Source organism: Citrobacter portucalensis (genome assembly GCF_002042885.1).
Lineage (GTDB): Bacteria > Pseudomonadota > Gammaproteobacteria > Enterobacterales > Enterobacteriaceae > Citrobacter > Citrobacter portucalensis.
The window spans coordinates 54,260-66,816 of the sequence record NZ_MVFY01000010.1; the positions used below are offsets into that span (position 1 = coordinate 54,260).

At 48.8% G+C, this 12,557-nt stretch carries 11 protein-coding genes; 9 read left to right on the forward strand and 2 right to left on the reverse strand.

What is annotated here, in order from left to right:
- Nucleotides 1–185 precede the first annotated feature (185 nt).
- From garD to BZK40_RS15840, 7 genes are all read left to right on the forward strand, one after another.
- On the forward strand, nucleotides 186–1,757 hold the full coding sequence (gene garD, locus BZK40_RS15810) for a galactarate dehydratase (protein WP_079934943.1): 1,572 nt from the start codon (nucleotides 186–188) through the stop codon (nucleotides 1,755–1,757).
- Nucleotides 1,758–2,112: 355 nt separating this feature from the next.
- Nucleotides 2,113–3,372 (forward strand): ABC transporter substrate-binding protein, encoded by a 1,260-nt coding sequence (locus tag BZK40_RS15815; protein WP_071445996.1) that lies wholly within the window; start codon nucleotides 2,113–2,115, stop codon nucleotides 3,370–3,372.
- 78 nt (nucleotides 3,373–3,450) lie between these two features.
- Entirely contained in the window at nucleotides 3,451–4,395 is a 945-nt protein-coding gene (locus tag BZK40_RS15820; protein ID WP_079934944.1) for a carbohydrate ABC transporter permease, read from the forward strand.
- Nucleotides 4,396–4,404: 9 nt separating this feature from the next.
- Complete coding sequence (locus BZK40_RS15825; RefSeq protein WP_079934945.1) at nucleotides 4,405–5,229, forward strand: carbohydrate ABC transporter permease; 825 nt, start codon at nucleotides 4,405–4,407, stop codon at nucleotides 5,227–5,229.
- An 11-nt stretch (nucleotides 5,230–5,240) separates the two neighbouring features.
- Nucleotides 5,241–6,347, forward strand: coding sequence for an ABC transporter ATP-binding protein (locus BZK40_RS15830; RefSeq protein WP_008785894.1), 1,107 nt, complete (start codon nucleotides 5,241–5,243; stop codon nucleotides 6,345–6,347).
- Between the two features lie 36 nt (nucleotides 6,348–6,383).
- Nucleotides 6,384–7,640 carry a Gfo/Idh/MocA family protein gene (locus tag BZK40_RS15835; RefSeq protein ID WP_079934946.1) on the forward strand — a complete coding sequence of 419 codons (1,257 nt, stop codon included), beginning with the start codon at nucleotides 6,384–6,386 and terminating at the stop codon, nucleotides 7,638–7,640.
- A gap of 18 nt (nucleotides 7,641–7,658) precedes the next feature.
- On the forward strand, nucleotides 7,659–8,579 hold the full coding sequence (locus tag BZK40_RS15840; protein ID WP_079934947.1) for an ROK family protein: 921 nt from the start codon (nucleotides 7,659–7,661) through the stop codon (nucleotides 8,577–8,579).
- 37 nt (nucleotides 8,580–8,616) lie between these two features.
- Here the strand turns inward: BZK40_RS15840 and agaR are convergent, their stop codons facing one another.
- Nucleotides 8,617–9,387 (reverse strand): transcriptional repressor AgaR, encoded by a 771-nt coding sequence (agaR, locus tag BZK40_RS15845; RefSeq protein WP_003024920.1) that lies wholly within the window; start codon nucleotides 9,385–9,387, stop codon nucleotides 8,617–8,619.
- Nucleotides 9,388–9,711: 324 nt separating this feature from the next.
- Nucleotides 9,712–10,518, reverse strand: a complete 807-nt coding sequence (locus tag BZK40_RS15850; protein ID WP_003024922.1) for a DeoR family transcriptional regulator — start codon at nucleotides 10,516–10,518, stop codon at nucleotides 9,712–9,714.
- A 249-nt stretch (nucleotides 10,519–10,767) separates the two neighbouring features.
- Between BZK40_RS15850 and kbaZ the strand changes: the two genes are divergently transcribed.
- Complete coding sequence (kbaZ, locus tag BZK40_RS15860) at nucleotides 10,768–12,063, forward strand: tagatose-bisphosphate aldolase subunit KbaZ (protein WP_020996349.1); 1,296 nt, start codon at nucleotides 10,768–10,770, stop codon at nucleotides 12,061–12,063.
- A 19-nt stretch (nucleotides 12,064–12,082) separates the two neighbouring features.
- Entirely contained in the window at nucleotides 12,083–12,556 is a 474-nt protein-coding gene (gene agaV / locus BZK40_RS15865) for a PTS N-acetylgalactosamine transporter subunit IIB (protein ID WP_003024925.1), read from the forward strand.
- The last annotated feature ends 1 nt before the right edge of the window (nucleotide 12,557 follow it).

Genomic DNA, 12,557 nt, shown 5'->3' on the forward strand with positions numbered 1-12,557 from the left:
CACACATTTACGTATTGCTACCACTGGTGACGCGGCCTTACTGAGTTTAAGTGATCATCGTCACATTCTTCACGTTAAACTCCTGACATTCTTATTTCACGATACCGAATCTTTATTACTTACAATTAGATTCAAAATATAAATATCCACACTATTATCACCACCTTGTTGGAGAATACTGGACAATGGCCGACATCGAAATCAGACAAGAATCGCCAACGGCGTTTTATATTAAAGTTCACGAAACAGATAATGTGGCGATAATTGTCAATGACAATGGTCTGAAAGCCGGAACGCGTTTTCCGGACGGACTGGAACTCATTGAACATATTCCCCAGGGTCATAAAGTGGCGCTATTGGATATTCCTGTTCATGGCGAAATCGTGCGTTATGGCGAAGTGATAGGCTATGCCGTTCGCGATATCCCACGCGGCAGCTGGATTGATGAATCAATGGTTGAGCTGCCCAAAGCCCCGCCGCTGGAGACGCTGCCGCTGGCAACTAAAGTGCCAGAGCCGCTGCCGCCTCTTGAGGGTTATACCTTTGAAGGTTACCGCAATGCTGACGGTAGCGTTGGTACCAAAAATCTACTCGGTATCTCCACCAGCGTGCACTGCGTAGCGGGCGTGGTGGATTATGTGGTGAAAATCATTGAGCGCGATCTGCTGCCTAAATACCCGAACGTCGACGGTGTGGTGGGGCTCAATCATCTCTACGGCTGCGGCGTGGCGATCAATGCTCCAGCCGCCATCGTGCCGATTCGCACCATTCACAATATTGCGCTTAACCCAAATTTTGGCGGTGAAGTGATGGTCATCGGCCTCGGTTGCGAAAAACTGCAGCCAGAGCGGTTGCTGGAAGGCACGTACGACGTGAAAAGTATTCCGGTCGACAGCGCCAGTATCGTCAGCCTGCAGGATGAAAAGCACGTCGGCTTTCAATCGATGGTCACCGATATTCTGCAGGTGGCCGAACGTCACCTGGCAAAACTCAATCAGCGCCAACGTGAAACCTGTCCGGCTTCAGAACTGGTGGTCGGCATGCAGTGCGGCGGTAGCGATGCGTTCTCCGGCGTGACGGCCAACCCGGCGGTGGGTTATGCCTCCGACCTGTTAGTACGCTGCGGCGCGACCGTAATGTTCTCTGAAGTAACCGAAGTGCGCGATGCCATCCACCTTCTGACCCCACGTGCGATTAACGAAGAAGTAGGTAAACGCCTGCTCGAAGAGATGGCCTGGTACGATAACTACCTTGATATGGGCAAAACGGATCGCAGCGCCAACCCTTCTCCGGGCAACAAGAAAGGCGGCCTGGCAAACGTGGTGGAAAAGGCGCTGGGTTCGATTGCCAAGTCTGGCAAGAGCGCGATTGTCGAAGTATTGTCGCCGGGTCAGCGTCCAACCAAACGTGGCCTGATTTACGCTGCAACCCCCGCCAGTGATTTTGTTTGCGGTACACAGCAGGTCGCTTCCGGGATCACCGTGCAGGTGTTCACCACCGGTCGCGGTACGCCGTATGGCCTGATGGCCGTGCCGGTGATTAAAATGGCGACACGCACCGAGCTGGCCAACCGTTGGTTTGACCTGATGGACATTAACGCGGGCACCATCGCCACCGGAGAAGAAACCATTGAAGATGTGGGTCTGAAACTGTTCGAATTTATTCTCGACGTCGCCAGCGGGCGTAAGAAAACCTTCTCGGACCAGTGGGGACTGCATAACCAGCTGGCGGTGTTTAACCCGGCGCCAGTGACCTGATTATCGAAACGAAAGCCAACGAAAAAACGGGGATTTATCCCCGTTTTTTATGTCTATGTAACAACAAATAAAGTGATAACGTTCGCATTTTAAGAGGTTTTTTTAAACATCTGTTTTTTTCGATTCAAACCCACAAAATGAACCTAACAACATGAAATTAAACGAAATAACATCGCCATTGTTTTATGTTATATTTTCGTTTTGATAAAAGAGAAACCTACCGAAAGACGACCTTGTTTTAATGCGATAATCCCCTATTTTTTACCGCTTTGACTTTCTCCGATGTAAAACAGATTATTCATAGGCTCCTGTAATTTACCTCATAAGCATTCTGACCTGAATAAAGAGGGAAGTTATGTATACCCTGAATAAAAATAATGTCGCATTGGCCTGTCTTATTTCCTGTTTACTGGCAACTCCTGTCGTCGCGAGTGCTGAAGGCCAATCGGACGCAAAGCCTGTTAAATTACGCTACACGTTATGGGACCGTAATCAACTCCCTGGCGAACAACAGCTCGTTAATGAATTCGAAAAAAACAACCCTGGCATCAAAGTCGAAATTGAATTAACACCTTATGACCAATATTTTATCAAGCTAAGTTCAGCAGTCGGTGGAAATGTAGCACCGGATGTATTCTGGATGAATATGCCTAATTTCCAGCAATATGTTAAAAATGGCATGCTGGAACCACTGAGCAATTATCTGAAAGAGAAATCAGCGCCGAAACTGGATGATTTTGTTAAAAGTTCAGTCGATGCCTATCAATACCAGTCGCAGCAATATGCCATCCCAAGGGATATTGATGCAATTGCCGTCTGGTACAACAAAAAAATGTTCGATCAGGCTGGCGTGAGCTATCCCGATAAAAACTGGACATGGGACGATTTAAAACAAAAATCAGCGCAGTTGCGTAAAGGGCTGGATAAACAGTCTTATCCACTGGCAATGGAATTCAGCAGCGGACAGGACAGTTATTTTAACCTGCTATTACAGGCTGGCGATAAGATTGTCCTGCCTGAGGGCAAAACGGATGTTGCCAATGACAAAGCCATCGCCGTCTATCGCGATGTTCAAGGCATGCTGAACGCGGGACTAATCCAACCGCCAGGCGAGATGGAAGCCTCGGATGTCTTCCAGTCAAACCGGGTAGCCATGGTCTACGCAGGCTCATGGTGGGCATTACCCTTCTCTCAAAATGAGCTGATTAAGGATCACATCGGCGTGGTACCAATGCCTAAAATGGCAGAGCAGGCAGGTGTATCCCATAGCCTGGCATTTGCCATGTCAGCAAAAAGTCAGCATAAAGATGCGGCGTGGAAGTTCATTGAGTTCATGAGTTCTGAGCATGCGCAGCAGACGCTGGCTACGGGAAAAGTCGTGATCCCTGCGAACCAAAAAGTGGCCAAAGAGTGGGCTGAAGGCTTTAAGGGTATTGATGTTTCAGCCTATATCGATTCATTGGCTTTCTCACATAAATATCCAACCGCAGGCTCCAATACCGCCAAGTGGAATAGCATCCTGAATGATGGCTTGAAAAAAGTCTGGACGGGTACTGACCCAGAAAAAGTCATGCCTGGTGTTGCAAAACGCGTTGAACGAGAAATGCAGAAATAATCCTGAGGGAGCCATGCTCCCTCTCGCTTTCGCCCACGCAATATATTTTGGTTGCACAGTGAGCATCCCGGAGTCTGTATGAGCTATTCAGATGAAGCTGCATCCCCACAATTACCAGCCAGGGAAGTGCACAAAAAATCCCTGACCAAGCTGGAAAAAGAAGAACGCTTCTGGGGATGGATAATGATTATGCCGTTACTGGCGGGGTTAATTGTTTTTTACTTTACTCCATTCTTCCAGAACGTTTTTTATAGTTTCACCGACCTGGGCGAGTTTCAGATCTGGACGACGATCAGCTTAGATAACTATATTAATTTATTCAGCGATGATGAGTTTCGTTCAGCAATATATAACACCCTGGCCTATGTTTTTATTTGCGTACCGATAATCACCGTTTTGTCATTACTGCTCGCAATTGGCCTGAATCAGGCGATTCGCGGTCAGTGGTTGTTTCGCACGCTGTTATTTCTACCCGCTGTCACTATGCCTGCGGCCATTGCTATGGTCTGGCAGTGGTTGATGAACCGAAACTTCGGCTTAATTAATCAGATCCTGGCTTTTTTCGATCTTCCGTCCATCGGTTGGTTATCCGATCCCGATGTCGTCCGCCTGAGCGCCTCGTTGGTTATCATCTGGTCGGCTATTGCGTTGAAGATGATCATTCTGCTCGCTGGATTGCAGGGGATCCCCAAACAAATTTATGAAGCGATGTCGCTGGATGGAATCAGCAAATTGCGTGGATTCTGGTCTATTACCTTACCGCTAATGATCCCAACGCTGTTTTTCGTACTGGTGATCTCTTTTATCGAAACGCTGCAAATTTTCGATGTGGTTTATCTGCTGTTTGGCAGTTCATCCATGGTGGACGATCAGACGATGACCATCGCCTATCTCTTCTATAAATACGCCTTTATCTACCATGAAAAAGGGTATGCCTCAGCAATCGCCGTGGTGATTTTCGTTATCACGATGGTCCTGACGCTGCTGCAAATATGGATTGGTAAACGACTTAAAGCACAGTGAGGCACCACGATGCTCATGACAAAACGTGAAAAATGGCTAATTTACGGCCTGATGATCCTCGCGACGCTGGTAACGGTGGTTCCGTTTATCTGGATGATCATCACCTCTTTTAAAACCCAGGCAGAAAGCATCGCCTTTCCGCCGATACTGCTACCCGCCAACCCAGGGTTTCAGGCTTACGGTAAAATCTTGCATGAAATGCCTTTTGGCAGCTTTTACTTTAACTCGATCGTCTCCACGCTGGTCATCATCATTTTGCAGACGCTGATTGCGGCAATGGCAGCGTACGGTTTCTCCCGACTGCGTTTCAAAGGACGAGATGTCCTGTTTATGCTGTGTATTTCAATTCTGATGGTGCCCGGTCAGATCTTTTTAATCCCACAGTTTTTAACCGTTGAAAAAATCGGTTTGCTGAACTCAATTCCTGGACTGGTGTTACCGGGTTTATTCAGCATATATAGCGCCTTTTTATTACGTCAGTTTTTTCTGTCAGTACCTAAAGAACTGGAAGAGGCAGCCATTATGGATGGGTATAACCATCTGACTATTTTCTTCAAAATTATGCTGCCATTAATTAAACCGGGACTGATTGCCTGCGTCATTATTAACGGACTGTGGAGCTGGAATAATTTAATGTGGCCACTGATCGTCAACACCTCCATGGATAAAATGACATTACCAGTAGGATTAGCCTCACTTTCTGGCCGTTCAGGCGTGGAATATCCGATGTTAATGGCGGGCGCATTGCTGGCGATTATCCCGATGTTGTTACTTTATATCTTCTTCCAGCGCTATTTTATTCGCGGCATCGCTGGTGCCGGAATTAAAGGATAAGGGGCAGTGTTATGTCAGGTATTCAATTACAGGCAGTAAGCAAAGTCTATCCCAATGGCTTTCAGGCGATCCATGGCGTTGATCTTGAAATCCACGACGGCGAATTCATGGTGTTTGTCGGGCCATCAGGCTGCGCCAAATCAACGCTGCTACGCATGATTGCAGGTCTGGAAGATATCACTCATGGCCATATCGCAATCGGAGAGAAGTGCGTCAACGACCTGCTACCAAAGGAGCGAGGCGTTGCCATGGTCTTCCAGAATTATGCCCTCTATCCCCACATGACGATTTATAAAAATATGGCATTCAGTCTGTTAGGGAAAATGAGCAAAGAAGAGATTGATATCCGCGTCCGGGAAGCTGCACACAAGCTGGAAATCGAAACATTGCTCGACAAAAAGCCCGGTCAGCTTTCAGGCGGTCAATGCCAGCGAGTAGCCGTTGGCAGGGCCATCGTGCGTAAGCCAGACGTTTTTTTGTTTGATGAGCCGCTGTCCAACCTGGATGCAAAACTGCGTGTTTCAATGCGCGTGCGGCTGACAGAACTGCATCGACAACTGCGTCACGAAGGCGTGAGCGCAACCATGGTGTACGTCACGCACGATCAGATTGAAGCAATGACGATGGGAGACAGGATTTGCGTTCTAAATGGCGGTCGTATTATGCAGGTGGATACCCCAGGGAATATTTACCATCACCCCAGGAACAAATTTGTTGCTGGTTTTATTGGTAATCCGGCAATGAATATTATGCTGCTTGATATTGACCCCAGCACTCGTGGCCTGCGCCTGGCTGATAATTTAATCCTGCCATTAAATACGCGCTTGAGTAACCTACTGGAGCAATATCCGCACTCCAGCGTCTGGTTTGGCATCCGCTCAGAGGCCATTCAGTTAGCCTCGCAGCATGATGCCTCTGCGTTCGATGCGCACATTACCAACGTAGAAAGGATGGGCAACGAAGACCTTCTGCATTTTGATATTGGTGAGCAACATATGATCTTACGTATTAACTCCTCACCCGACTGGACCCCACTTCCCGGTGAATCTATCAAAGTGAAATTTAATCTGGATGCCGCCTTTTTGTTTGATAAAAAACATGAAGAAAATTTGGCCTGACCGTTATTCAGGCTAAGTGAAAAATGAGAGGTTTATATGTGTGCGAATAAAGTGACCGTATTAGTGGTAGGGGCTGGTGCGCGCGGAGAAATATATTCTCGCTATGCGCTTGAACATCCAGACAGAATGCAGGTGGTAGGCGTTGCCGAGCCCAGAGAGGCATACCGCCAGCAGTTTGTCGCACAGCATAAGATTGACCCAAATAACGTGTTTTGCGACTGGCAAGAAGCTGCGGCCCAACCCAAAATGGCCGATGTGGTACTTATTTGCACGCAGGATAGTATGCACAAAGATCCTGCCGTGGCGTTTGCTAATCTCGGCTATCACATTCTGCTGGAAAAACCGCTCGCCCCTACGCCAGAAGATTGCCGGATCATTATTGATGCGGTCAAACGCAACAACGTATTACTGGCCGTCGCGCACGTCCTGCGTTACACCCGCTATACGCAAAAGCTGAAATCACTGCTTGATGATGGCGTAATTGGCGATATTGTCAGCATGCAGCATCTCGAACCCGTAGGTTACTGGCATCAGGCGCACTCGTTTGTACGTGGTAACTGGCGCAATGAAGCAGAATCGTCATTTATGTTGTTACAGAAATCCTGTCATGATTTGGACTGGATCCGCTACATCATGAGCGACAACTGCCAGGACGTAGGATCATTTGGTAGCCTGAGTCACTTTGTGAAAGAGAATCAGCCTGCTGGTGCCGCCGACCGCTGCCTTGATTGTCAGGTTGAATCAACCTGTCCCTGGTCTGCCTGCAAAATTTATCTGGGTGAAAACCACAAATGCACTCCACACTTCCGTCGGGTGCTGACTGCAGATCCTAGCGAAGAGAATGTTCGCCAGGCGCTGCGCGATGGGCCTTATGGTCGTTGCGTTTATCGTTGTGATAATGATGTGGTGGATCATCAGATTGTTAACTTACGTTTTGCCCACCAGCAGACAGTGACCTTTACCATGACCGCGTTTACCAAAATGGAAGATCGAAAAACGCGCCTGTTTGGTACCAGAGGTTATCTGGAAGGCGATGGCGAGCAGATCCGGGTGTTTGATTTCCTGACAGACAAAGAAACAGTGCATCAGATCGAGGAGATCGCCGCTGGCACACAAACCCAGATGGGGGGGCATGGTGGTGGCGATTACTACCTGATGGATCGCTTCATCCACGCAGTGATGGCCAACGATCAAAATATGATCCTTTCTGGCCCGGATGAATCACTGGAAAGTCACTTAATGGTCTTTGCCGCAGAGCGCGCTCGCAAGGAAAACTGTCTGGTTACGCTGTGAAGCCGGAGGAGATGAGGCATGTTTTACGGTGTTGATATTGGTGGAACCAAAACTGAAATTGTCGCTTTTGATAAGGAAATGCAGGTTTGCTGGCGTAAGCGCGTCGCCACGCCAGTGCAGGATTATGAACTCTTTCTTTCGACCTTTACTTCACTTATTGATACCGCCGACTGGGCGACTGGAACGCAAGGAAAAATTGGCATCGGCATGCCCGGTCTTATGGACAGACATACCGGAAAATTACTGTCATCTAACGTGCCTTGCCTCACAGGACGCCAGGTGATGAACGATCTGGCCCACCGCCTCAATCGTTCGGTTGAACTGGACAATGACTGCTGCTGTTTTGCACTCTCGGAAGCCCATACCCAGCAGGCTCGCCAGTTCTCCCGAATTTTTGGTGCCATTATTGGCACCGGCATGGGTGGAGGGTTAGTCATTGACGGTCAGTTGTATCGGGGTCGCAACCGAATGGCCAGTGAGTTCGGCCATTTACCGCTTCCGGCAACGTTTATGCGTCGTTATCACTTGCCGGAGTTGAAGTGCGGCTGTGGCTTACAAGGGTGTCTGGAACGCTATCAATCCGGTCCTGGTTTACTGTGGCTCCACAAACACTTCAGTGGAGAACAACTCAAAATGGAGACCCTGCTGGAGCATTATCGTCATGGCAATGTCAGCGCCGTTACAACCATAGAAGCATGGATTGATATGTTGGGTTGTACGCTGGCGCAATTGCAGTTGATTCTGGATGTCGATGCTTTTGTTCTCGGCGGTGGAGTTTCCAACATCGAGGAAATTTATACGTTGCTGCCGCAGGCCATGTCACGTTACTTGTTCCCGGGATTAGAGCCTGCCCGCGTATTCCCGGCCATCCATGGTGCATCCAGCGGGGTTCGCGGTGCCGCATTGCTGCTGGTTGAACAGGGTACGCTGACCCACTAAAACACTGCTGGCGAGAAAATCTCGCCAGCAGTTTCAGTTATTCATCCGCAATCACCACATCCACCCCAAGCTGGATTAACGTCCGGTGATAATTTTCAGGGATACCGCTGTCGGTAATCACCCGGTCAATCCCGCTGATTTCGCTAATCATACAGAAACTTTTGCGGCCAAACTTGCTGGAGTCAGCGACTACCGTGACCTCCTGTGCAACCTCACACATTACCTGATTCAGATGTGCTTCTCCCGGATGTGGCGTGGTAATCCCCGCTTCCAGGCAGAATCCATCAACGCCCAAAAAAAGCTTATCAAACCGGTATTGTCTGAGCTGGTGTTCTGCTGAAGGGCCATACAATGAATAGACGCTTTGCCTGACGTTCCCTCCCAGGATCATGACGTCTACGCGCTCAAAATTCGCCAGTTCCCACGCAATGTTGAGCGCATTGGTCATCACCACCAGATCGCGGCGATTCTTTAACATTGGAGGAATGAGCGTGGTGGTCGAACCGGAATCGAGGATTAACGTGTCACCATCTTTCACAAAGCTGGCTGCTTTTTCGGCAATACGCGTTTTCACATCGCGATTCAGCCGGTCCTTATCCTGCAAAGGCCGGTCAAGGGCAAAGTGCTGATTGAGAACCGCCCCGCCGTAGGAGCGCATGACGCATCCTTTCTGCTCCAGATAACGTAAGTCGTTGCGGATCGTGACCGATGACACACCAAAATGGACGCTCAGTGGCTCGACACGAACGCTACCCTGATCGCACAGCAGATCAATTATTTGCTCGCGACGTCTTAAGTTATCCAGCATTTCTATTGCTCCATCAAATATTCATGTTGTTTTGTTTTAGCGCTTTAGCACTTTCGTTTTCTTTTGAATATATTACATCAGAAGCAATAAGGTGAATTTGTGCGCACAGACTCAGCGTTTAATTTAACCAAAACTGACTATTTTCTTTCGTTTTAGCAAACCGAAACGAAGAAAACCGAAAAAATGAAAAGACTCAAAGCGGGTAAGATGCGAGAAAGAGACGGGAAGCATGCAAAAAAACGAAAGCGAGCTACTAAAAAAGCTCGCTTATGGTTTGTTTTTGTTTAATTGAATGGGATCACATTTTTGAATTTTAGAGCGGGACTACTCAACAATGATCACTTCAACACCGCTGCGGCGTAGTTCCTGCAAACTTTCCTCTGGGATACCTTCATCAACAATGATGGTATGGATCCTCTGGGTATCAATGATCTTATGCAGGCTGGAGCGGTTAAACTTCGTCGAGTCGGTAACAACAATAATACGTTCAGCCACTTCACACATCCGACGGTTGAGACGCGCTTCATCTTCGTTGTGCGTACTAACACCACGCTCTAAATCAATAGCATCAACGCCAAGAAACAGCATGTCGAAGTGATAATTTTGTAGCGACTGCTCAGCCTGATCGCCATAAAACGATTGTGACTGACGACGCAAATGACCGCCGGTCATCAGCAGCTCAACCCCTTCGGCTTCCAGTAGCGCATTGGCGACATTCATACCGTTGGTCATAGCAATGACATTAGTATGCTGGCGCATCAGGCGGGCAATTTCATAGGTCGTGGTACCGGAGTCAAGGATCACGCGGTGTCCCGGTTGAATCAGCTCTGCGGCGGCTCTGGCAATACTGCGTTTTACTGCCGTATTAAGTGAACTCTTATCTTCAACAGAAGGCTCCACAACAGGCGCATTGCTTTCGCAAATCAGCGCTCCGCCATAGGCACGTACCGCAATCCCCTGCTTTTCCAGAAAAGCGAGGTCGTTGCGAATAGTGACCGTGGAGACGCCAAAAAATAAGGAGAGATCGTTAACCTGAACGCTTCCCTGCTGCCGTAACCGCTGGATGATCTGCTCACGTCTTTCGCTGGTGCCAATAACGCGCTTGTCTGCAGAGGACTCGGTGTTACTCATAAGAAATCCTTTAGTTGAACCTTTCGTTTTATTTCGTTTTGTCTATTAACGCCTTTCTTTTACGCGAATGCAAGCCCCGCAAGCAGGGAAGAGCCGGACGAACTTACGCTGAAACCTTTCATTGCGTTTCTTTTGTGAAACAGATCGGAAAACTATTATCTTTCGTTTTATTTTTATAACACCATGATGCAGTATTAAATGAAACAAAACGAAAGATTGATGTCGCAGTAATCTGACCTGGAGAGGAAAGTGAAACATCTAACTAAAATGGTCGAGCAGCATAAACGGGGGAAGGCAAACGGGATTTATGCCGTTTGTTCCGCGCATCCAATCGTACTGGAAGCCGCAATACGCTACGCCCATGCCAATCATACACCGCTGTTGATCGAAGCAACCTCTAATCAGGTTGACCAGTTTGGCGGTTATACAGGTATGACGCCAGCCGATTTTCGCAGTTTTGTCTGCCGATTAGCTGACTCGCTTGATTTTTCTCAGGATATGCTGATTCTCGGCGGAGACCATCTCGGGCCAAACCGTTGGCAAAATCTGCCTGCGGAACAGGCAATGGCCAATGCTGACGATCTGATCAAGAGCTATGTCGCCGCAGGCTTTAAAAAAATCCACCTCGATTGCAGCATGTCTTGTGCCAACGACCCGGTTCCACTGACGGATGAAATCGTCGCTGAGCGCGCCGCACGCCTGGCCAAAGTCGCCGAAGAAACCTGTATGGCACATTTTGGCGAGTCTGACCTGGTCTATGTGATTGGCACAGAAGTTCCGGTTCCTGGTGGCGCACACGAAGCGTTAACCGAACTGGCGGTAACAACGCCAGATGCCGCACGTGCAACGCTGCAGGCCCACTATCACGCCTTTGAAAAGCGGGGGCTGGAAGGTATATGGGCACGTATTATCGCCCTGGTCGTGCAACCTGGCGTTGAATTCGACCACACGCACATCATTGATTATCAACCGCAGAAAGCCGTGGCACTCAGCAAAATGGTGGAAGACTACGACACGCTGGTTTTTGAAGCGCATTCTACCGATTACCAAACGCCACAGTCCTTGCGCCAACTGGTGATAGACCACTTCGCTATTCTGAAAGTGGGACCCGCGCTTACCTTCGCCCTGCGCGAAGCGCTGTTTTCGTTAGCGGCCATTGAAGAAGAATTGCTGCCTGCAAAAGCCAGCTCGGGCCTGCGACATGTGCTGGAAAGCGTAATGCTTGATAGACCAGAGTACTGGCAGAGCCATTATCACGGTGATGGCAACGCACGCCGTCTGGCCCGTGGATACAGCTACTCTGATCGGGTTCGTTACTACTGGCCGGACAGCCAGATTGATGAAGCATTTGAACGTCTGGTACGTAACCTGGCGGACGACCCCATTCCACTACCGCTGATTAGCCAGTATTTACCCTTGCAGTACGTAAAAGTGCGCGAGGGAGATCTCAGCGCCACGCCGCGAGAACTCATCATTAACCATATTCAGGACATACTGCAGCAATATCACTGCGCCTGCCTGGGTGCTCCAGATCGTAACGCATAACAAAAAAGAGAAAAATACCATGCCAAACATTGTATTAAGTCGCATTGATGAACGTCTGATTCACGGTCAGGTTGGTGTGCAATGGGTCGGGTTTGCGGGGGCAAACCTGGTGCTGGTCGCTAATGATGAGGTGGCTGAAGATCCAGTGCAGCAAAACCTGATGGAAATGGTACTGGCAGAAGGGATCGCCGTACGCTTCTGGTCACTACAAAAAGTGATCGACAATATTCACCGTGCCGCCGATCGCCAGAAAATTCTGCTGGTCTGCAAATCGCCTGCGGATTTCTTCCGTCTGGTCGAAGGCGGTGTTCCTGTTAACCGTATCAACGTTGGCAATATGCACTACGCCAACGGCAAGCAACAAATCGCCAAAACGGTTTCTGTAGACGCTGCCGATATTACGGCGTTCAACGGGCTCAAAGCCGCTGGAGTGGAATGCTTCGTTCAGGGCGTTCCAACAGAACCCGCCCAGGACCTCTATAAACTTCTCTGAG